The sequence below is a fragment of the Sphingobacterium detergens genome (genome assembly GCF_003610355.1).
GTDB lineage: Bacteria > Bacteroidota > Bacteroidia > Sphingobacteriales > Sphingobacteriaceae > Sphingobacterium > Sphingobacterium detergens.
In genome coordinates, this window is the sequence record NZ_RAPY01000001.1 from 606,424 (window position 1) to 628,863 (window position 22,440).

Sequence of the window (22,440 nt, forward strand, 5' to 3'; positions counted from 1 at the left end):
AGATTTTTACTTAAAATCAGGTCGATTTTTGTTAGGTAATTGAATGAAAAAGTATAAAAAAAGCGATCACTCTAGTCGGGTGATCGCTTTTTTTATACAGTTATTGTGATGTTAGATCATCTCAACACTTCTTTTTACAAAAGATGTTAGATCTGCACCAGATAACAGGCCTCTTGACAAAAGTGCTAGATCAAAGGCTTGTTTCGCCAGTTTCGCACTTTCTTCATCAGAAGAGGATAATATTCTTTTGATCAACGGGTGATTGCCGTTAACCGTTACTTTGTAATTATCCGGCAATGAACCATAAAAGTTCATACCACCACCGCCAGTTTTGGCCATATCTTTCATACGACGCATAAACTCATCTATAGTAACGGATACGGGTAAGTCACCTTCACGAAGGGCATCTACCTCAACTTTCATATCCTGACGCGAAATCGCTTTTTCGAAAACTTCCAAAGCTTTTTTGGATTCCTCTTCGGATAATGAAAGTTCGATCTTCTCATCTTTTTGAATTAGCTTGTCGATCACATCTGCGTCTACACGTTTAAGCTGTACCTTTTCGCCTCCTTTTTGTTCCAAATAGGAGGTGAAATGTGTGTCAAGTGGGCCATCAAGTACCAAAACATCGTAGCCTTTGTTTAACGCTGTTTGGATAAAACCATCTTGCTGAGCAGCATCATGTGTGTATAAGTAAACAATATTACCATCTTTATCGACTTGAATATCTTTTACCTTTTCATAGTATTCCTTGATTGTAAAGCTCGCGTTGTTCGTGTTTTTTACCAAGCAGAAATCACTCGCTTTTTCCGCGAACTTTTCATCGCTTAGCATGCCATACTTGATAAACAAGCCAATGTCTGTCCATTTTTCTTCAAAACCTTTGCGGTCAGTTTTGAATATTTCATTTAATTTATCCGCAACTTTTTTGGTAATATAGCTATTGATCTTCTTAACATTACTATCTGCCTGTAAGAAAGAGCGTGAGACATTCAATGGAATATCCGGAGAATCAATTACCCCATGAAGTAACATCAGGAATTCCGGTACAATGTCCTTTACTTCATCGGTAATGAATACCTGTCTAGAGTAAAGCTTGATTTTGTTGCGTTGGATTTCCAGCTCGTTTTTTACTTTAGGGAAGTAAAGAATACCAGTCAGGTTAAATGGATAATCTACGTTAAGGTGGATCCAAAACAATGGCTCATCCATCGAATATGGATATAATTCGCGATAGAAAGCTAAATAATCCTCGTCTTTTAACTCCGAAGGGGACTTTGTCCAGGCTGGATTTGTATTGTTGATGATATTGTCAACTTCTACAGATTTATATTTTGGTTTACCTTCCTCATCTTCTCCATCTGGCTCAGAGCTTGTCTTCGTGCCAAAACGAATTGGGATAGGAAGGAACTTTGCATATTTGTCCAAGATTTCCTGTAGACGAGCTTGACTCAAAAACTCTGTGGACTCGTCATTGATATGCAAAATGATGTCTGTACCACGTGTTGTTCTAGTCCCTGTTGAAATTTCGTAAGAAGTACTACCGTCACATGTCCAATGCGCTGGTTCGGCTCCATCTTGGTAGGATAATGATTGAATTTCTACGGTGTCAGCCACCATAAATGCAGAATAGAATCCTAATCCAAAGCGACCAATAATCTCATTTGCATCGTTAGCTTCCTTGAATTTCTCCATGAATTCTGTTGCTCCCGAAAACGCGATTTGATTAATATATTTTTTGATTTCTTCGGCAGTCATACCAATACCATTGTCTGAAATCGTAATGGTTTTGGCCGCCTCATCAAACTTCACATCTACGATTAACTCACCTGTTTCGCCATTGTATTGCCCCAAAGATGCTAAACGTTTAATCTTTTGGGAAGCATCAACTGCATTAGATACCAGTTCGCGCAAGAAAATTTCATTATCTGAGTATAAGAATTTTTTGATTACGGGAAATATGTTCTCCGTGTGGATTGAAATACTACCTTTTTCTGGATTCATAATTTGTATGTTGCTATTTAATTTTATGATTTTGGTGATTAATGCACAATCTGTGTTCCAAATAGCGATTGTAGGACAGGATGGCAGAAATTCATTCATTTTGTCATAATCGTTCAATGTACCCTAGTAATCGTATTTGAACCTATGTCAGGATAGTTTAGACAAAAAATATAGAGGCTCGGGATGGAAGCAAGCAAATGTTTGAATCGGTCGATCGGTAATCCTGTAGGAGATTTAGCTCTGCGAATAATCTTAATTTAATTCAGGGCTCTGTGGGAAGTTGGCGACATGCGCATATTTTGGACCTAGCCCAATTATGGCATCCTTCCAAAGCAATTCACCATTACCCTCAAAAATAATCTGATGATGGTATTTATTTTGAACAGCCCAGCTGTTTTCGTTTATTTCCTTATCCAATTGTCCGCTTGACCAACCTGAATAGCCGATGAAAAACTTGATTTCATCAGATTTAATCTGATCCTGTTGAATCGCGTCGATAAGTTTTTCTTCATCACCGCCAAAATAGAGGTTTGGAGCAACCTCTTCACCACTTAGTAGAAGATCAAACCGACTATGTACAAAAAATAGGCTCTCCTGTGCCACAGGTCCACCTATATAAATCGGGAAATGACATTGCGCTATTGATTCCAATAATTGACCAATATGGACATTCGTTTTATTATTCAATACAAAGCCTAAGCTACCTTCTTGGTTATGATCACATAATAGGATAACAGACCTTAGGAATCGAGGGTCTAACATGAATGGCTCTGAAATCAGCAGGCTTCCTTTTTGTGGGTCTAATTCATTAAACATAGGACGCAAAATTAAGTATATGTCGAAATTAATCCTTTTTTGTTTAACTCATGCGAGATTTGTGCCAAAAAAACGTTTTTGGCAATTTCTACTAAGTTTATAGAGAAAAAGCAATGATTTTAGTAAGTTTGTAGGAATATAAAAATAGGTTTCTATGTCCATTCAACATAAAGATATTGCAGCGATCAGACAAGATTACGTATTGGGTAACCTATCTGAATCGGATGTGGATCATGATCCCATCCATCAGTTTAAAAAATGGTTTGATGAGGCTGCTCATAGTGAGGTGATTGAGCCCAATGCGATGGTGTTGTCCACTGTCTCGTCACAGCATTTACCTTCTTCAAGGATTGTTTTATTAAAAGATATTTCAGAAGGAGGGTTGGTATTCTTTACAAATTATGAGAGCCGAAAAGGGGAAGACATGAAAGACAATCCGCATGCTGCGCTTTTATTTTTCTGGCCTGAGCTACAACGGCAAATCCGTATTGAGGGTATTATCGAGCTAGTGAATGAATCAGATTCGGATGAATATTTTCAGTCGCGTCCTAAGGGGAGTCGCATAGGTGCATTGGCATCCCCCCAAAGCCGAGAGATTCCAAACCGAAATTTTTTGGAGAGTAGAGTAGAAGAGCTTCAGAAACAATATTCGGATGATGTGACTATACCTCGTCCAGTGCATTGGGGTGGTTATATTCTAAAACCAATCTATTTTGAATTTTGGCAGGGACGTGCTAGCCGTCTTCATGATCGGATCGTCTATAAAAAGGTTTCGGATTCTTGGAAAATCACGCGTCTAGCTCCATAATATGACATTTGAAGAAATTAAATTAAAACTAGTTTCCACATTTGGAGATGCAGTAATCCTGAAAGAGGAGGCGACTGGCCTACAAGCCGCTTTGTTTGTCCATGTTGAAGATCTAGTTCCTGTTTGCTCTTTTCTTAGGGATACCGAGGGTCTATATTTTGATTTTTTGAGCAATATAACTGCTGTAGATTACGAAGATCACTTTACGATCGTCTATCATCTGAGTTCATTGCCTTATCAACATACAGTCGTATTGAAAGTGGAACTGGAGGGCAATCGCTCGTTGGATGAGCTGCCAGAAATCCCGTCTGTTACTTCCATTTGGCGTACAGCAGATTGGCATGAAAGGGAAGCTTTTGATCTGATGGGAATTTATTTTTCAGGACATCCGGACCTAAGAAGGATACTCTTGCCGGATGATTGGGAGGGGTATCCACTACGAAAGGATTATCAGGAGGCTGAAAAATATCATGGCATTAACATTAATTGATCTGTATGGCGAATCCAAAATATAAAGAAGCGTTAGATCGTTATGAAAGGCATCTCACGGAAATTTCCACGCAAGAGATGGTCTTGAATATGGGGCCGCAGCACCCTTCAACACATGGTGTATTGCGTTTGCAGTTGATTACGGATGGGGAAATTGTCAAGGAAGTCGTTCCGCATTTGGGCTACTTGCACCGATGTTTTGATAAACATGCGGAATCTTTAAACTATGGGAAGACAATTCCCTTTACCGATCGTCTAGATTACTTGGCATCCATGAATAATAGCCATGCATTTGTGATGGGGGTGGAACGTATGTTGGGGTTGGATAGTAAAATCCCCAAAAGAATAGAATATATTCGGGTACTGGTCTGCGAACTCAATCGCATTGCATCACATCTAATTGCTATTGGTACCTACGGCATCGATATTGGTGCTACAACTCCTTTTCTATGGTGTTTTAGAGATCGTGAACATATTATGAATATGTTGGAATGGGCATCCGGTTCGCGTATGTTATATAATTACATCTGGGTCGGTGGTCTTTTCTATGATTTGCCTGTTGGTTTTGAAGCGCGTTGCGCAGAATTCATCAACTATTTTAAACCCAAATTGATTGAATTGGATGAGATATTGACCCAGAATCAGATATTTATATCTAGGACAGCGAATATAGGTGTCCTACCGGCGGATGTTGCAATCAATTATGGTGTTTCGGGTCCTATGTTACGCGCATCAGGTATTAAATGGGATTTGAGGCGGATTGATGGATACTCCGTCTATCCGGAAATAGATTTTGAGATTCCAGTAGGAAAAGGAGCTATGGGGAGCATTGGAGATTGCTGGGACCGCTATAAGGTTAGGGTAGATGAGGTACATGAATCTGTTCGTATCGTAGAACAATGCCTTGAACGGCTTCAGAAAGATTTTAAGCGTACAGCTGATTTTGATCCGCGTGCACTTGTGCCCAAAAAGGTGAATTTGAAAGCGCAAGATTACTATGTGCGTGCGGAAAATCCGAAAGGAGAGCTCGGTTTCTATTTTGTAACGAAAGAGAAATCCGATATTCCATTGCGGGTAAAATCGAGGGGGCCAAGTTTCAATAACCTTTCTGTTATTTCCGAATTGGGAAAAGGAGTGTTGATTGCTGATCTCATTGCTATACTGGGGTCAATTGACATTGTTTTGGGTGAAGTAGATCGATAGAATGCAGTATTCTGCACATTATGAAGATGTTTTGATAAAAAATGGGATATTGTATTGAAAATGTTGCATGAAAACGCATAAAAATTTGCATATGTAAGCAATATTCATCATATTTGCAGTCTCATAATTTAAGTTTATAATTGGTTAATGAAAGCTCGTTACTCCCATAGTAGCGGGCTTTTCTTTTTTTAGTTATTATACAAAATATCCCATTTGTGAAGATTTCATCGAAATTCCTAGTATAGAATTTGGCTTAAATTATTACCTTTACGGGTCTTAAATAAAAGAAAAGTGGCGGAGAGTTTAGTAATTATTCCAACATATAATGAGAAGGAAAATATTGAAAAGATTATTCGTAAAGTTTTTTCCTTATCACATGCATTTGATATCCTAATTGTGGATGACGGGTCGCCTGATGGCACAGCAGATATCGTAAAAAATTTACAATTGAACGAGTTCGCTGACCGCTTATTTATAGAAGAACGGAAAGGGAAGCTGGGCTTGGGGACCGCTTATATTCATGGGTTTAAATGGGGGCTTGCCAGAGAACATTATCAATATATCTTTGAAATGGATGCTGATTTTAGTCACAATCCGGAGGATTTGGTCCGTCTGAGACAAGCCTGTGTGGATGGTGCTGATATGAGTATTGGATCTCGGTATATTAAAGGCGTAAATGTTGTCAACTGGCCGATGAGCCGGGTCTTGATGTCGTATTTTGCGTCTGTATATGTCCGTTTTATCACTGGAATTGAAATTCAGGATGCTACGGCTGGTTTTGTCTGTTTTACACGGGAGGTGTTGAAGACTATCCCTTTGGACAAGATTAAATTTGTTGGCTATGCTTTCCAAATTGAGATGAAATTTACGGCCATACAATATGGTTTTAATGTTGTGGAGGTACCTATCATATTTACGGATAGAACCGAAGGCACATCTAAAATGAGTACGAGTATCTTTAAGGAGGCTTTTTTTGGTGTGATCCAGTTGAAACTGGGGAGTATCGGAAAAAGCTATAAGAGAAATTAATAATCTTGGTCAATGAACGAAAACTTAGATCCAAATCCGGAACGTTTGAACAATACAGATCGTGACATCGAACGGGCGTTGCGACCTCAAGCATTTGAAGATTTTACAGGGCAGGCAAAAATATTGGAGAATCTAAATATTTTTGTGAAAGCTGCACGATTGAGAGGAGAAGCTTTGGATCACGTCTTGTTACATGGCCCTCCAGGATTAGGTAAAACGACACTTTCGCATATTATTGCCAATGAAATGGGGGTAGGTATAAAAATTACCTCAGGCCCGGTCTTGGACAAACCAGGGGATCTTGCGGGGTTATTAACAAACTTGGAGGAGGGTGATGTGCTGTTTATTGACGAAATCCATCGGTTAAGCCCTTTGGTGGAGGAGTATCTCTATTCGGCCATGGAAGATTTTAAGATCGATATCATGCTGGAAACAGGTCCTAACGCCCGTTCTGTGCAGATCTCATTAAATCCTTTCACGCTGATTGGCGCGACGACACGATCTGGTTTGTTAACTGCTCCACTGCGTGCACGTTTTGGAATCAATTCACGGCTTCAATATTATGATGCAAAACTATTGACAACGATCGTACTTCGTTCTGCACATATTTTGAATACACCTATTTCTGATGAGGGAGCTTACGAAATCGCTCGTAGGAGTAGAGGAACGCCACGGATCGCAAATGCTTTATTGCGTCGTACGCGAGATTTTGCTCAGATAAAGGGAAATGGAAGTATCGATCAAGAAATTGCAAAATATGCGCTGCAAGCACTGAATGTGGATGAAAATGGCTTGGACGAGATGGATAATAAAATCTTGACTACAATTATTGATAAATTCAAAGGCGGGCCAGTAGGACTTAAAACTGTTGCTACTGCCGTAGGAGAAGACGAGGGGACAATCGAAGAGGTATATGAACCCTTTTTGATTCAGGAAGGTTATATTATGCGTACCTCGAGGGGGCGTGAATGCACTGAAGCTGCCTATAGACACCTTGGTCGGGCGCATAATCCAAAAGGAAATACATTGTTTTAATTCTAAATAGCCTCCTAGAGGCTATTTTCAATCGTTTTGAAGGATTCGCTTCGTTCGGCTCAATAAAGCCGGACTAGGTTTTATTTTCTGAAAATGATCTATCTGAGCAAAAAGCTCTTCTTTTACCCACGAATGTTTCTTGCTCAGATTATTTAATATGTCTAAACAGTTGACCAAAACAGCTATAGGGCATTGTTGTTCGATCATCCATTGAAAAGCCTGTTCAATAAGTTCTTCTTCGGTCTTTTCATCAAGGTCATAGCGTTTATTCTTCTTTGAGGTCAAATACATCAAAACTTTGCTATAACTCCTAAGACAGCTCCAGTTTTTTTGTTTTTTCAAATTATCAAAAAATTGTAGTAACAATCCATCAAGCAAAGCCGTATTCTTTAATACAATGGTTTCAAATACCCAGGCAGCCCGGAAAGAAACGGTTTTATCTTTCTCTAGTGAGATGTTTAGTAGGTCCCGAAGGCTAATATCCCCAAGCATATTCAAAGAAAAATCCGTTACCTCAAATGATCTTAAGGTAACGGATAAAAACTTTATTTTTTCGAAGTAGGTCATAAAACCTATTATTTTTGAGGTTTTTCTCTATTCATTTCGGTCATATCGACTTCATTCATTTTGGAATCCCCCAAGAGATATTGGCTGAAATAGTCGCCCATTTTCCAGAAGAAATATTCCGTCATATCACCAAATCCATGCCTTTGTCCTGGTAAGAGCAGGAAGTCGAATCGTTTATTAGCTTTGATCAATGCATCGACCATCCGGATCGAATTTGCTGGGTGAACATTGTTGTCTATATCGCCGGTGGCAATCAATAATCTTCCTTTTAGATTTTTGGCTAATTCGGTGTTCTTGTTGATCTGGTATGAAAAAGTCGTATCACCTTTTGCCGACACCTTTTCTGTCACACCATGGTGGCGTTCGCTCCACCAGCGGTTGTAGATTTGATTTTCATGGTTGCCGGCTCCCGATACTGCTACTTTAAAGAAATCAGGATAAACAAGCATTGCTGCAGTTGACATAAATCCACCTCCAGAGTGCCCTGTTATACCCACACGATTGACGTCAATAAATTTATAACGGTCAGCAAGTTGCTCCGCTGTCACCTTTTTGTCTTCCAATCCATAATCACGTAGATTGCCATAGCCATAGGTATGGTACCATTGTGAACGGGATGGATGTCCGCCTCGATTCCCCACGGTAACAACGATAAAGCCAAATTGGGCCAATCGATCTATCCGATCCATGCTCCGTCCAAAAGATTTATTGACAGCTTCTGTCTGTGGGCCTGGATAGACATATTCTACGATAGGATAGGTCCTCGTACTATCAAAATCAAAAGGTTTGTACATGACACCATAGAGATCTGTGGTGCCGTCGCCAGCCTTTACTTTAAAAGGTTCAGGGAATTTATAACCTGCGGCAAATAGTAACGAAAGATCTGCCTTTTCAAGTGTCATGACCTTCTGTCCATTGCTATTCAATAATACAGATTCTGGTGTTGTATTTACTCTTGAGGAGTTGTTGACAAAATACTTGGAGGATTCGCTCATCTCAATTTGATGATCAAAGTTTCCTGCGTTCAGCAGTTTAATTCCATTGCCGTTGAGATTGACACTATAATGGTGAAGGTAGTAAGGATCTTCATTTTTCTCACGACCGGATGCTGTAAAAAACAAAGTCTGAGTTGTCGGATCTATCCCAGTAATTTCCTCACAATGAAAACTTCCCTTGGTAATTTGGTTAATCAGTTTACCGTTGGTATCGTAGTGGTAGTAATGTCCCCATCCATCTCTTTCGGACCAATGAACCAAACGTTTCCCATTTTCGGTCAGGAGTGGTTTTTGAACATCAAGATAGACGTTTGAACGTTCCTGAATAATAGGATTGACCGCTCCATTCACATTCACCTTCAACAAGTCTATTCTTTTTAAATCACGGCTGGAACGGGAGATATAGAACTCTTCGTTATTTCCTAGCCAGTAGTTAATGTAATAATCCTCTTTGTATGAATTTCTGTCTGGCGTTTTGGTCCAGTTGGAGATAGTTTGGTTTTTAAAAGCTGCGATATTTATCCTGCGTGGTGCCTTTGTTGCTGCTTCAAAGATATAGAATTCAGTTTCGGTCGAGTCAACCTCACCTGGCATTTGGTATTTATAAGTTTCCAGGGTAGGGCGAGCAGAACCGACATTATTGATCACCCACAAAGGTTTTAATGATCTGTTATCTTTTCTTGTCAGGGTAAAATAGCGACCGTCTGGTGACCAGCTGATCCATACACGCTTACGTTTCGTTTCACTATCTTTATCCTTTTCGTCACCTGTGGTTGTGCTATATTCATCACCACCCCAAGCATAGTATTGCACACCGTCTTTGGTAATCTGGTGCTCAACAATGGTGCTATCTTTCTCATTCTTGACCGCTTTGAGATAGTTGGCTTTGTCCATCCAATACAGATTAAAGTCTTTGGCGAAGTAGACGGTATTGGTGTCGGGTGAAAAACTTGCCCAAGCTAGTGGTGCTTTAACCTTAGTAGAATCGCTGATTTCAGTTACTGTCTTTGAAGCAAAATCATATTCTAGATAAAAAAGCTTTTTCTTTGTTGTATCTGATTTGTTTTTAAGTTTTTCGATCTCATCTTTAGACTTCACCGTGTCTTTGGTACTCTGGATCTGAAATCTGATCTTTTTTTCATCTTTGGTGAATCTCAGGCCCTGTAATTCCAGGTGTTGTGCATCAACAGGATTTTTAACAATCTTGGTTATTTGAGCGGCTACGCTCTCGCTGTCAAAAAGGGTCTCTTTCTTTTTAAGTGCTGGATTGACGATATACCAGTTTTTACCTTGTGAACTTGTGTAATCATACCAGAAGCGATCCGAAAAATTGATCCAATTTGGTTTGATGCTTGTAGAGAAAATCATTTTTTTTAATTTCTCTGGTGAAAATTTGGCGGCCAACTGATAATTCGCTTTTACCGGAGGTTCTTGAATCTGCTGTCCGGAGCCGAAATAGGGTAATAGACTGGCTGCAAAAATAAAATAGAACTTATGCATTAAATAAATATAGATAATTGTGTAATCTTGGTTTTGACCACTAAAATATTCATTATTGTACAGTCATACGAATGATTCGTGTAATAATACTATGATGGATAGAAGTTTTCATTAAAGTTTACCAAAAAAAGTTCCTGTGTGGCTCGAGTAACACCAGTATATAGCCAGCGAAGAAACTCAAGATCGAGCATTTCATCGTTAATATAACCCTGATCGACAAATACAATAGGCCATTGTCCGCCCTGGGCTTTGTGACAGGTGATTGCAAATGCAAATTTAATTTGCAGGGCATTGTAATAGGGATCCTTTTTAATAGCTTCAAGCCGATCTTTCCTGTCTAATATATCTGCATAATCCATACCGATCTCTTCGTACAGATTCTTCTGACTTTCATAGGAAAGGTTGGGACCTTCTGTATAGAGACTATCTAAAATAACGCGACAAGTGATCGGTTCGATTTCATCAATATCCATAAATTCCAGTGTAACGTCGGCAAATCTATAGCCATGTTGCTCGTGGATATTGCTCACCTTCCGGACTTTGGCCATATCACCATTTGCGATAAAACCATCGCCCATGTTGTTTTCCTGTAGCCAGAAGTAGTTGTTCTTCACAACCATGATATAGTCTCCACCTGTTAGTTCTTCGTCCCTAAAAAGAATCCTGTTGCGGATGTTCTGATTATATAAGTTTGCTGAACGGTTCGAACGGCATATGATCATGGTGTTTTCTACGCCATATTTATCATAGGCATAATTTATTCCCTCTATTAATCGTTCACCTGTCATTCTATAAAGATCTTTAAATCCTTTTGTTATGAATTTTGGAAATGGGAAGTCATGTTGCCCTTCCTCAGCCGATATGATCTCATTTCGTATTTTGGTCGCATTGTACAGTATGCCCGAATCTTGGGACTGCCGTACTACCGTGGTTAGTTCAAAAGGATAGACGCATAGGTGAAATTCATTTTCAAGATAGCCAGGGTTCAATGCCGGGCTGTCCAATAAACCAACCGGTGGCAACTGAGCGGTATCACCGACAAATAAGAGGCTACAATTCTTGCCAGATTGTACATAGCGAAAGAGGTCATTTAAAAGGCTTTTTGAAAATACATTCACGGATTCATTGGAAATCATAGAGGCTTCATCTATGATAAATAAAGTATCTTCGTGCAAATTCTCCGCTAAAGTAAAGTCTAGTTGAAAGGAAATGGCGGATTTTTTCCGATAGATCTTCTTGTGGATGGTCAGTGCCTTTCGTCCGGAATAATAACTCATCACTTTAGCCGCTCTACCGGTTGGCGCTAGGAGCACGGCTCTTTTTTTCAATGCAGGCAATACTTTGACCAATGCCGCAATTAATGTTGTTTTACCGGTTCCGGCATAGCCTTTGAGGACAAAACAAGACTGCCTGTCAAAAGCAAGCAGAAATTCTTCCAATAGCTCGAATGCTTCCAACTGCTGCGCGGTTGGTTGCCAGGGAAATTGTTGTATTAGCAGATTTTTGATGAACACTCCCAAAGTTATTTAAAAGGTTTGTCTTATCCTCTAGAAAAAGCTATTTTTGCTTTAACAAGTTTTTATTTTTACAATTCAGCGAATGAATTATATTTCAAAACAATTTAACATTCATTACTTACCTGAGTATAATCTTTTGGTAAAGGCTGGCTTCCAGAAAGATGTATTAGCGGTAGTTGATAAGAAGTCAGTAGCACCTATATTGATCGAATATTCCTCGGAGGAGCCAATTTTAGATGCGACAAGAATAATGAGCCTGCCATTTCGATTCGTTCGGATTGTGATCCCACATCAAAGCTTTACATTTATACCAAAGGAGGTTTTTCAGAAGGATAATATTGCGCAATATTTACAATTTTTGGGTACATCAGATCTTGAAAATACATTTATTTATTATTTAGATAATCTTGGTTTGGTGGCTTTGTATCAATTTGATAAGCTTCTTTTAAATCGCTGGCGCAGGTTGTTTCCGGATGCTGTTATTCTTCCTGAATTTGCCGTTGTGTTGGATCGTGCACAAGAGCGTATATCTATTCGGGGTAGTGTATTGGGGTTACACTTTGTAGCTGATAACATTGTCGACTTTTATTTGTTCAAGAATGGTGTTTTTCAACTTTACAACAGCTTTGAAATTCATAATCTTGATGATGTTAGTTATTACATATTGAACATATTAACACAATTTGGCTTGGGCGATTCTATCGATAAAGTTCTACTTTCTGGTGAAGTTCCCAACGAATCCTTTTATAAGCGCATAACGTCCTATGCCGGAGATATCGAAGTATTGGATTTAAAAACAAAGGTTGTCTTGGCTGATCAGGACGTGAATAGTAACTTGACACCATACAACATATTATTTGATTCAATATTATGCGAATAATAGGAGGTAAAATTGGTGGCTTAAGGCTGAATCCACCAACCAATTTGCCGGTTAGACCAACCACAGATATCGCTAAAGAAGCCTTGTTTAATATTCTGCAGAATCGTTTGGAATTTGATGGCTTAAATTGCCTTGATCTTTTTGCAGGAACCGGAAATATTAGCTTTGAGCTAGCATCTCGGGGGGTGGAGCATGTTGATTCTGTCGATTTACATTTTAAATGTGTACAATACATTACGGACACTGCTAAAAAAATGAAGCTGGAACAGATCAATGCACGGAAAGGAGATGTTTTCAAATTTATTACAAGCTGCAAAAGTACCTATGATTTAATTTTTGCAGATCCGCCTTACGATATTCCAAAACTGCCCCAATTGCCAAAATTGGTTTTTGATAACAATCTATTGAATAATAATGGGCTTCTTATTGTCGAACATCCTTCTACAAGGCAAATGGAGGAACATCCGAATTTTATAGAAACCAGAAAATACGGTTATTCATCTTTTTCATTCTACGCAAAATCCCTATAATATGAAAATTGCTGTCTTTCCAGGCTCATTTGATCCTTTTACCTTAGCCCATCAGGATCTGGTTGAAAGGGCGTTGCCATTATTTGATAAAATCATTATTGCCGTAGGTTATAATGCAAGTAAAAAAGGTATGTTAGACCATGACGAGCGAGTCAATGCTATACAGGATGTTTTTCGAGGTACTGAGGCGATTGAAGCTGTGAAGTATAGTGGTTTGACAGTAGATTTCTGTCTGAACGTTGGTGCGAAGTTTATATTGCGAGGTTTGCGAAATACGGGAGATTTTGAATTTGAAAATGCGATCGCTCAAAATAACTTGTTGCTAAACCCCATAGTCGAAAGTTATTTTTTGATGAGTAGATCTGGGAAGGCCCATATATCGTCAACTATTGTGCGAGATGTCTGGTTTAACGGGGGAGATGTTAGCGAGATGGTGCCTGTAGAAGTTCTAGCCTTATTGGACGAGAAGAGATCGCCAAAGCACTAATCGCTCAATTTACCAGTGCGAAATACAAAATATCCCAACAAAATATTATTTTGTTGGGATATTTTTTGTATTGAAGCACAGCTTATTATGGTGTTATATGTAAAGTATGTCTTTGCTATAGGGGTCAGGTGTAAAACCTTTTTAGAAGCATACTTGCCAAATAATATTCTGATTAGTATTTAATTTTATTTTAAAAGCCTTTATATCAATGTTTTGTTGTTGTTTCAAAGTCAATTTTCTTCATATGCACTCGCTGTATTTAATAGGGACATTTCTTCTGTTGACAAATTTATTTTGGTTGCCCTAGTTAGTTCCTCAAGTTGTTGCAAGGAGGTAGCACTTACAATGGGAGCAGTGACAGAAGGTCGATGAAGAATCCAAGCAAGTGCAATTGTTGGCATAGCGACTTGGTGATTGTGTGCTACTTGAGCTAAAGCGTCCAGAATACGAAGCCCGCGGGTATCAAATCTGCCTTTTAAGGCGTCAGATCGTTTTGCATCTTTAATGTCATCTATCGATCTATACTTGCCTGAGAGAAATCCGCTTGCAAGAGAGTAATAGGTGATTACACCCAAGTGATTTTCGAGCGCGAGTTGCTCATAATCTTTCTCATATTTTGAACGGTCGTGCAAATTATACTCGGGCTGGATAGCAATATAGGCAGGGAGATTATGCTTCTCTGCGACAACTAATGATTCCTTTAGGCGTTCAGGGCTTAAATTAGACGCTCCAATCCATTTTACTTTACCGGCATGGACCAATTGCTGGTAAGCCTCAAGCGTTTCATCTATGGCTGTTGAAAGGTCATCGTGATGGGACTGATAAAGATCTATTGTGTCTATTTGCAATCTCATGAGTGATTCGTCCACAGACTTGATAATATGTTCTTTTTTCAAATTGGGTTTGTCATTGCCGAGCCGACGTCCGCCCACTTTCGTTGCAATCTGAATTTTATCCCGCACATCCCGTTTACTGATCCATTTACCAATAATGGATTCGGATTCTGATCCTGTGTGACCGGGCACCCAATGGGAGTAGTTGTTAGATGTGTCTATAAAACTAAAGCCCATATCGACAAATGCATCTAAAAGAGCAAATGACTGTTGCTCATCAATAGTCCAACCAAATACATTTCCACCAAAAACGATCGGTTTAAATTCAATTTCACTATTTCCTAACTTTACCTTTTCCATGATTTGCCTAATATTTCCAGCTTAAAATTAAGAAAAAAATGCCAGTTAAGCCTTTGGAGAGGCATTGTAAATCGTTTTATAAAAAATTTCTAATTCATTTTCAGGTAGTTTAGGAAAAGAAACGGGAGATAGTTTGGAAAAATAAAAACTTTCCTTACTTTTGCATCATCCCAAACGGATATGCCCGGATGGCGGAATTGGTAGACGCGCTGGTCTCAAACACCAGTGGGAAACCGTGCCGGTTCGACTCCGGCTCCGGGTACAATAAAAAAGGCTTTTCAATTTGGAAAGCCTTTTTTTGTTTGTCACAGCCAGTACGGATCATATCGGATTCTTGAGGCAATCATTCTATCGTTTCATTACGCTATAAATAGAGAATTCTGTATCTCTAACTTCATGGTGTTTCTGTTATGGTTGTAATTTTGTTGCTTTCCATCCTGATGTGGAGCGTTCAAACAATGTTCTGTCATGAAAACGCTGTGTGCTAAATTGCAAAAATTCTATACGGATGGGCTTGATTCTATAGCCAGACCAGTGCATAGGCCTTTGAATAGACACCCCAGCCTGATTTAATTCCTCATAGGTGTCAATCATGCTTTCGTGGTCTATAAGTAAAGCCCCCTGTTCACTTACATAGGAAACGATCTGGCTATCTCTGCTACGTTCCCTAAAAAATTGATCTGCTTCCTGATCGTCAATTGCCTCGGCATCTCCCTGTATCCGGATTTGTCGCCCTGTTTCATCCCACCAAAAGGTTAAAGCAACGTGCTGCGAGTGTTCAATTTCCTTTCCTTTTCGTGAAGCGACTGAACCTGTGACAATAAATCCTTTTTCATCGAAGTGCTTTAACGCTACAAATCGTGCATTTGGATAATTGTCTAAGCCCTTTGTAGAGAGACAGCAAGATGCTGGTAGCGTGGATTGAGTTAATTGTCGATACTCAGTATACCACGTCTCAAATAGCTCAAACGGATTATTGTTTAAAGTTTCCATATCATAAATATACAAAACTATAGAATTTGCGATAACGATAGTAGCTACAGAGTAGCGGATAAAAAGGGGTACAGTTTTGTAAAATCCGGAAATTTACTTTAATGCCATCTATTGGGGAATTTTTGCCACAGGGTTTGGGTCAACATACGACTTGCCTTGCTGTTTCTTTGCCGTTTGAAGCCTATTTTATTACCATTATACCAAAGAAATAGCAAAGAAACAGTAAAGAAATAACAAACGAAACCCAAGGAAAGTCCCTAGAAAGCCCGAAGAAGTCTCGAAGAATTAGCCTAGAAACGGCAAAGAATAACCAAACAAACGCCAATAAATAAGCAAAGAAACAGCAACAAATAAGCAAAGAATAGGCAATAAAAAACACCATAAGAGAAGCCCTATGGTGTTACATAAATATATAGTTTGATTAGTTTTTCGCTATGACCATTTCTGGTTCTTCTTTGCCTCCATGACAAGTTTTGCAGGAAATTGCTTTGGCAGGAGAGCTATCCCAACTGCGGTTAAAATATTTTTTGTTAATCTTTTGGGTCATCTTGATCATTGCTCGGCCAATTTCCTTTTTATGGTTCTCATCACTCGCAAAATCCAGCTTTTTAGGATCCTCTTTTGAAGGAGCATGACAAAAGCCACATTTTACACCTAATGCGACATTAAACTCTTTCATTGTTGAGATCAACTCATCATGCGAGATATTCTTTGGTAAGACCTTTAAATTAGTTGGTTTAGGTTCTTCCTGAGGGTTTTCCTGTTGGAAGTTAAATGCACTCAAGGCGATGGCTATAGCAAATACAGAAGCAATTGCTCCAATTTTTTTGATGTGTTTCATTTCTCTTTTCCTTATGCTTGACTAAATATAGCGATAAGAAAATACTTTAGCAACGAAAAATGAAGTTATTATGACAATTTAGATTGATTATTATTTACGTAGGGCTTCATTTACAATCCAGGATTGGCTGTTTAATTGGTAATTAATCGTCAGCAGTTTTCCCTGAATTCTAACATCTTTTAGTTTTACAGTATCGTTTGAGACCCAAGTACTATCATTAATTTGGTTAAAGCGAACTCCTGTAATATTTGGCACACCGGTAAAAAACTCAATCTTATAGGAATTTGCGGTTCCATCACCTAGAATACGGATCAATCTATTGGATCGATCAACAGACAATGAATTGCCCTCAAATTGAACCCTGCCAATATAACTTCCGGTAATTCCAGCAGATCCTTCACCATCCGTATTTTCATTCTTCTTACACGAAAAAAAAGTGATAAGGCATAAAATGAGTACGACTAATGGTTTGAACAACTTCATATGTGTAAATTTTGTGCTAAAATACGGTTTTTAGATTAAAAACTCAATTTATCAAACCGGAAATGATATTGATAGTCAATGCCACCACGAATGTGTTGAGTACAAAGGAGAGGAGACCGTGAAACAACGCAACACGTCTGATCTTTTTCGATGAAATACCCACATCAGACACTTGAAATGTACAGCCCATGACAAAAGAAAAATAGGTAAAATCCAAATAGTCCGGTTTGTCGTCCCCTGGGAATTCCAATCCACTGCCCTTGGAACCATTTTCATAATATAAACGTGCATAATGGAATGTGTAGATGGTATGAACCAGACACCACGAAGCAAGTATAGCAAGCATACAGATAATGATAATAAATGAATTATCAAGCTGTTTATCCTTAGTCGATATAATGATCATCAGTACAGAAATAAAGCAGCTAACCGTAACTAATATTATAAATAGGGATACAAAAAGTCGGCTACCGTCTTCCTGTTGTGCTTTCTTAGCGATTGTGGTCACCGGCATGGTGTAAAACGTATACCAGGAAACCAATATATAGGAAATACAAAAGCCAAGCCAACATAAAACCAGACTTAACAATGTGAAGGTTTTAATCGGGGAAAAGATATACACAAGTATAAAAACACAAATTGCGATTAGAGCCCGGTGAATGGACTTCATTTGATGCAGTATTGTCCTTATTTTTTCCATGATCATAAATTAACAATCGAACTGTTCGCTCGCCTCAAAAATCAACGGTTTTCCGCCGTTGGAAAGAAACAAGAGCAATGCTTCTTCCTCGTAGTGACTCGGATTGGAAAAGATAAAATCCAACTGACCATCACGATCTATGTCACCAACAAACTGTGTAGACATAAATATATGATCATATTGATCTTTTTGAAATAAAGTTATTTCTTTAGCTCCCCCAAAGGCGGCATTGAGCTTGTAATGTGCGACTTCGTGAAATAGTTTTTCATGTCCCTTTTCATCCGTCTGCACTTCAGTGGATTTGATGTCTCCCAATCCTTTAAGGACAATTCGTTGTTTTTTAAAATTATAATCTACAGATTCCTTGGGCCAGATTTCCGAATGGTTTATCTTCATATTTTCCACGGCGCCCGGTTTTAATCCCTTTATATTCAGAAATAAAAGCGAGTTCCTTTTAGACTCGACACTTTTTGACGGAACCTGAGCACATTCATCATAACTATCCTTAATTTCATAGTCGACTTTCTCCAGATAATATTTCCCCTCGCGTTCATAAAGATCAAACCAATCCTTATTCAATACAGCGGTTGGATCCTCTTTTTCCCAGATGCGATAACTGCGAACCAAAAAAATCTGCCCCTTTGAACTATCGGCCGCTGCCGAAAGTAACAAGTCTGTACTGTCTTTCGACATCAAAGATGAGCTATCTTTTGTGGCAACCGAATCTATTGGGGTATCATCTTTTTTTGTTGTGGGACTGTGACAAGCTTGGATGAATAATAGCCCAAACAATAAGGTCAAAGCAGAATAGCTGTTCATATATTGTGAATTTTTATTTAAATATATAAAAATTCACAATATATAAACCCTTTAGCTTTGTTAGGAGAGAGCTTCCTTAAGTAAGGAAAATGATTTCAGGCATTTTTCATCATCAAAGATATACGAGGTCGCCATAATTTCATCGACTTTATGATCTTTGACAAATTTTTCTATCTCTGGGGTGATCTTATTTTTATCTCCCACAAAAACGCAGGATGCCATGCTGTGTACAGCTTGTTCGATGGCCGGAATGCCTTTATAAATCACCTCTTCCGTCGGAGGAGACAATGGTCTCCTTGTATTGGTTACTATACCAGCAAATAAATTATAGAAGCTGGTTGACAAAAACTCAGCCTCTTCTGTGCTGTCTGCAGCAATAACATTGACACAAGAAATAAAATAAGGTTTATCCAATACCTCCGATGGTACAAAGTTTTGATGATAGATCATGCTTGCTGAGGCAAATTGAGCCGGCGCAAAATGTGTCGCAAAGGCGTAGGGAAGTCCTAAACTAGCCGCTAAATAAGCGCTATCCGTACTAGAACCCAGAATATAAAGAGGGATTTCCAGTCCTTCACCGGGGAATGCCCGTACTTTTGCATCATAATTATCGGTGCTGAAATAACGCTGGAGATCTTTGACCTCCTGCGGAAACTGAAAGGCAGTATTCATATTATTTCTTCGCAAGGCCATTGCTGTTAATTGATCGGTACCTGGTGCGCGACCTAAGCCAAGATCAATTCGACCGGGAAATAACGTTTCCAGTGTGCCAAATTGTTCGGCAATCACTAGGGGAGCATGATTAGGCAACATGATACCACCCGAACCTACTCTGATCCGATCAGTATTTGAAGCAATATGTTGTATAAGTAGTGAGGTTGCCGAACTTGCGATATACTCCATATTATGGTGTTCAGCTACCCAGATTCTTTTAAAATCTAGTTTTTCGATATGTTGTGCAACTTTTACACTGCGAGCGATAGCACTAGCTGCATTTTCTCCCTTTTTGACAGGAGCTAAATCTAATGCTGATAATACGATTTTATCCATGCATTAAAATTACGGAGAAGAAATAGGACAATTGTAATAAAATTGTCTATTCTAGGATTCGCTGTGTATGTATGACAATCAGCTGATCATTCAATGTTGTCGTGAAGAAGCTGAAGGTGTCACCGGAATCTTTGATCTTAAACTTCTTTTTTATCTCCTCCGTTTTTAATGGAAAATTTTTGGCGATAATATCCGCAATTAGAGGGCTTTTCCTTTTCTTAAATTCTGTGAAAGATTCAACCTGCTTTATCACAAATATTTTGCCCGGAAAATCAGGGATTTTCTGATCCGATGTATATAAATGGGTGCTTTTGTGTAGTTTTTTTACATCAAACCGATCAACGATTGTTTTAAACGCACCGGCTTTGGTCAGGGCAACATCCGGCTCATAAAGATAGGATAGAGGTGCACTATAATCGACAAGGGTAGCGCGTTCCTCCTCATAAGTAAAAGAGATGATCTGTTGTTCCTCTTTGACCAGTCGGACAGCATGAATGACAGGTTCGCCTATATATCCTTTCTCTTGAAAAAAAATAAGTTCTTTACAATCATTTTGCAAGGAAACGACATAAACATCCTTTACATGGACTAACATACTCAATGCTGAGGAGATATCCAATAATGGCGCAAGCTTGCTGATAATGACATCTGATCGTTCGAAAAAATCGTTTTGCAGAGCCACCAAATTGGGTTCACATTCGTCCAGTAAAAATACTTTCTTATTTTGAACTCTACGCGAAGGATCCAGATAGATATAATCAAAATGCGCCTGTGGATTGTTAAGTATGTAATCTACACCATTTGTGGCAATAACCTCAATATTTGTGGCAGACAATATCCTGGCATTATATGCAGAAATTTGTGCAAGATCAGGATTGAGTTCACATGAAATCACTTGCTTTGCCTGCCTTGAAAAATAAAAGCTGTCGACACCAAAACCGCTTGTCGCATCAACTAAATTTGTACCTTCCTTAATAAGGGAACTTTTGAATAATGCTGTTTTTTCTGATGAACACTGTTCTAGATTTAGTTTAGCAGGAAAATAGACTCCTGGAGTCCCTGCCCAAAAAGGTATTTTAATCCGTGTACGCTGCTTACCATCGAGTTGTGCAGCTAATTCAGAAGACGATATTCCTTCAAAAGGAGATTTCTTTAAAGCTATTTTAGTAGGAGACTCGCTCAGGTTTTTTTCCAAAAACAGCTGTACCTCCTTTTGAAGAATCAATCTATTCATTTATATTTTCTTAACAAGAAGCTGGCACGTATATCTATCTTTTAATTCACTGATCACCTCTTTATCAACCAGAACACGATCGATCGTTTCTTGGTTATAATAACGGATCGTGATTAATTCAAGACCAGACTCATAGGTAACTTTAAATCGTTGTTCAAGATCGTTAATTAAATCCACTAGATTCTTTCCAGTGTCATCCACGGAGACCGTAAAATTGATCGCTGTGTTGTGCATCATATTTATTTTGATACGATGTTCATGGAATAGATTAAAGATGTCTCTGAGGTTATCTTCCACGATGAAAGAAAAATCCCTGGGCGAAATGGAAATAAAAATCTGATTTACTTTAAATATAAACGAGGGAACCGGTAATGTCTGATTTGTACTTCGAATTATCGTTCCGGGAGACTCCGGATCAACAAAAGAACGCACATTTAAGGCAATTTTCTTATTCTGCAGTGGTTTGATCGTTTTCGGGTGAATTACGGTCGCACCATAATAGGTCAGTTCGATCGCATCCGTATAAGATAGCTCAGGGATCAATTCAGTTTTTTCAAACCATTTAGGATCAGCATTGAGTACACCCGGGACGTCTTTCCAGATTGTTACATTTTCGGCATTTAAACAAGACGCAAATATCGCTGCAGAATAATCAGATCCTTCACGACCCAATGTCGTTGTGAAATTCTCAGATGTAGATCCTAGAAAACCCTGTGTAATGACAATGTATTCGTCCAATATGGATGGAAGTTCAGCACGGATTTTTTCTTCTGTTTTGTTCCAGTCAACTACAGCCTCTCGGTAGGTGTTATCTGTTAAAATATAATCACGGGCATCTAACCATTTAACTTTTTCACCAATAAAGGCAACATAGGCAGCGACAATTTTAGTCGATATCAATTCACCCATGGATACAATTTGGTCAAATAGATAGTCATAGGAATCCTGCGGATCCTCTTCCAAAATCCATTCGATCTCGACGAAACAATTGGCAATTTCATCGAATATTGGGTGCTCACCATCAGGAAATAGGTCCTGAAGAATTTGAAAATGGAATGCTTTGGCATCTTCAAGGGTTTGAAGCTGCACCCCTGTATTGTTATAATATTCTCTGGTCAATTTCTCCAGAAGGTTTGTCGTCTTACCCATGGCAGATATAACGACCAACAAAGCTTCACCTTTGTATTTCGAAATAATCTTTGCTGAATTTCTGACACTTTCCGCATCCTTTACTGATGCACCTCCAAATTTAAAAACCTGCATTTAT

22 protein-coding genes and 1 tRNA gene are annotated in these 22,440 nt (G+C 38.8%); 9 read left to right on the forward strand and 14 right to left on the reverse strand.

What is annotated here, in order from left to right:
* Positions 1-111 precede the first annotated feature (111 nt).
* Complete coding sequence (gene htpG, locus DFQ12_RS02620) at positions 112-2,004, reverse strand: molecular chaperone HtpG (protein WP_120259188.1); 1,893 nt, start codon at positions 2,002-2,004, stop codon at positions 112-114.
* Between the two features lie 252 nt (positions 2,005-2,256).
* Positions 2,257-2,820 carry a YqgE/AlgH family protein gene (locus DFQ12_RS02625; protein WP_120257473.1) on the reverse strand — a complete coding sequence of 188 codons (564 nt, stop codon included), beginning with the start codon at positions 2,818-2,820 and terminating at the stop codon, positions 2,257-2,259.
* Positions 2,821-2,974: 154 nt separating this feature from the next.
* Between DFQ12_RS02625 and pdxH the strand changes: the two genes are divergently transcribed.
* The 5 genes from pdxH to ruvB all read left to right on the forward strand — a co-directional run bounded on the left by pdxH (position 2,975) and on the right by ruvB (position 7,384).
* Positions 2,975-3,628: a pyridoxamine 5'-phosphate oxidase gene (gene pdxH, locus DFQ12_RS02630; protein WP_120257474.1), complete on the forward strand. Its 654-nt coding sequence runs from the start codon at positions 2,975-2,977 to the stop codon at positions 3,626-3,628.
* Between the two features lies 1 nt (position 3,629).
* On the forward strand, positions 3,630-4,118 hold the full coding sequence (locus DFQ12_RS02635) for an NADH-quinone oxidoreductase subunit C (protein WP_120257475.1): 489 nt from the start codon (positions 3,630-3,632) through the stop codon (positions 4,116-4,118).
* Between the two features lie 5 nt (positions 4,119-4,123).
* Positions 4,124-5,320 (forward strand): NADH-quinone oxidoreductase subunit D, encoded by a 1,197-nt coding sequence (locus DFQ12_RS02640; protein ID WP_120257476.1) that lies wholly within the window; start codon positions 4,124-4,126, stop codon positions 5,318-5,320.
* Positions 5,321-5,611: 291 nt separating this feature from the next.
* A complete protein-coding gene (locus DFQ12_RS02645) occupies positions 5,612-6,349 on the forward strand; it encodes a polyprenol monophosphomannose synthase (protein ID WP_120257477.1) in 738 nt (245 codons plus the stop codon).
* A 12-nt stretch (positions 6,350-6,361) separates the two neighbouring features.
* Positions 6,362-7,384, forward strand: a complete 1,023-nt coding sequence (gene ruvB / locus DFQ12_RS02650; protein ID WP_120257478.1) for a Holliday junction branch migration DNA helicase RuvB — start codon at positions 6,362-6,364, stop codon at positions 7,382-7,384.
* 27 nt (positions 7,385-7,411) lie between these two features.
* On the opposite strand, the gene DFQ12_RS02655 is transcribed toward ruvB, so the two are convergent.
* The 3 genes from DFQ12_RS02655 to DFQ12_RS02665 all read right to left on the reverse strand — a co-directional run bounded on the left by DFQ12_RS02655 (position 7,412) and on the right by DFQ12_RS02665 (position 11,960).
* A complete protein-coding gene (locus DFQ12_RS02655) occupies positions 7,412-7,951 on the reverse strand; it encodes a hypothetical protein (protein ID WP_147420313.1) in 540 nt (179 codons plus the stop codon).
* Between the two features lie 8 nt (positions 7,952-7,959).
* Positions 7,960-10,446 carry a S9 family peptidase gene (locus DFQ12_RS02660; RefSeq protein WP_120257480.1) on the reverse strand — a complete coding sequence of 829 codons (2,487 nt, stop codon included), beginning with the start codon at positions 10,444-10,446 and terminating at the stop codon, positions 7,960-7,962.
* An 89-nt stretch (positions 10,447-10,535) separates the two neighbouring features.
* The gene (locus tag DFQ12_RS02665) at positions 10,536-11,960 is read right to left on the reverse strand and encodes an ATP-dependent DNA helicase (protein ID WP_120257481.1); all 1,425 of its coding nucleotides are present in this window, start codon (positions 11,958-11,960) and stop codon (positions 10,536-10,538) included.
* 85 nt (positions 11,961-12,045) lie between these two features.
* Between DFQ12_RS02665 and DFQ12_RS02670 the strand changes: the two genes are divergently transcribed.
* Genes DFQ12_RS02670 through coaD form a run of 3 tightly spaced genes read left to right on the forward strand, consistent with a single transcriptional unit; the run spans position 12,046 to position 13,860 of the window.
* Entirely contained in the window at positions 12,046-12,843 is a 798-nt protein-coding gene (locus DFQ12_RS02670; RefSeq protein ID WP_120257482.1) for a DUF3822 family protein, read from the forward strand.
* On the forward strand, positions 12,834-13,373 hold the full coding sequence (gene rsmD, locus DFQ12_RS02675; protein WP_120257483.1) for a 16S rRNA (guanine(966)-N(2))-methyltransferase RsmD: 540 nt from the start codon (positions 12,834-12,836) through the stop codon (positions 13,371-13,373). Before DFQ12_RS02670 ends, rsmD begins: the two co-directional genes overlap by 10 nt.
* Before the next feature lies 1 nt (position 13,374).
* Positions 13,375-13,860: a pantetheine-phosphate adenylyltransferase gene (coaD, locus tag DFQ12_RS02680; RefSeq protein WP_120257484.1), complete on the forward strand. Its 486-nt coding sequence runs from the start codon at positions 13,375-13,377 to the stop codon at positions 13,858-13,860.
* A 230-nt stretch (positions 13,861-14,090) separates the two neighbouring features.
* Here coaD and DFQ12_RS02685 read toward each other — a convergent pair whose 3' ends face one another.
* Positions 14,091-15,053 (reverse strand): aldo/keto reductase, encoded by a 963-nt coding sequence (locus DFQ12_RS02685; RefSeq protein ID WP_120257485.1) that lies wholly within the window; start codon positions 15,051-15,053, stop codon positions 14,091-14,093.
* Between the two features lie 182 nt (positions 15,054-15,235).
* Here DFQ12_RS02685 and DFQ12_RS02690 point away from each other — a divergent pair.
* A tRNA-Leu gene (locus DFQ12_RS02690) sits at positions 15,236-15,315 on the forward strand.
* A 146-nt stretch (positions 15,316-15,461) separates the two neighbouring features.
* On the opposite strand, the gene DFQ12_RS02695 is transcribed toward DFQ12_RS02690, so the two are convergent.
* The 8 genes from DFQ12_RS02695 to DFQ12_RS02730 form a co-directional block, all read right to left on the reverse strand.
* A complete protein-coding gene (locus DFQ12_RS02695) occupies positions 15,462-16,046 on the reverse strand; it encodes a pyridoxine/pyridoxamine 5'-phosphate oxidase (RefSeq protein ID WP_120257486.1) in 585 nt (194 codons plus the stop codon).
* A gap of 421 nt (positions 16,047-16,467) precedes the next feature.
* A complete protein-coding gene (locus DFQ12_RS02700; protein WP_120257487.1) occupies positions 16,468-16,887 on the reverse strand; it encodes a c-type cytochrome in 420 nt (139 codons plus the stop codon).
* Positions 16,888-16,977: 90 nt separating this feature from the next.
* The gene (locus tag DFQ12_RS02705) at positions 16,978-17,370 is read right to left on the reverse strand and encodes a hypothetical protein (RefSeq protein WP_120257488.1); all 393 of its coding nucleotides are present in this window, start codon (positions 17,368-17,370) and stop codon (positions 16,978-16,980) included.
* 43 nt (positions 17,371-17,413) lie between these two features.
* Complete coding sequence (locus DFQ12_RS02710; protein ID WP_341867851.1) at positions 17,414-18,076, reverse strand: DUF1345 domain-containing protein; 663 nt, start codon at positions 18,074-18,076, stop codon at positions 17,414-17,416.
* A 3-nt stretch (positions 18,077-18,079) separates the two neighbouring features.
* Positions 18,080-18,889 (reverse strand): hypothetical protein, encoded by an 810-nt coding sequence (locus DFQ12_RS02715; RefSeq protein ID WP_120257489.1) that lies wholly within the window; start codon positions 18,887-18,889, stop codon positions 18,080-18,082.
* A gap of 60 nt (positions 18,890-18,949) precedes the next feature.
* The gene (locus DFQ12_RS02720; protein ID WP_120257490.1) at positions 18,950-19,939 is read right to left on the reverse strand and encodes an LLM class flavin-dependent oxidoreductase; all 990 of its coding nucleotides are present in this window, start codon (positions 19,937-19,939) and stop codon (positions 18,950-18,952) included.
* A gap of 46 nt (positions 19,940-19,985) precedes the next feature.
* On the reverse strand, positions 19,986-21,173 hold the full coding sequence (locus tag DFQ12_RS02725; RefSeq protein ID WP_120257491.1) for a THUMP-like domain-containing protein: 1,188 nt from the start codon (positions 21,171-21,173) through the stop codon (positions 19,986-19,988).
* Entirely contained in the window at positions 21,174-22,436 is a 1,263-nt protein-coding gene (locus DFQ12_RS02730) for an aspartate kinase (RefSeq protein WP_120257492.1), read from the reverse strand.
* Between the last annotated feature and the right edge of the window lie 4 nt (positions 22,437-22,440).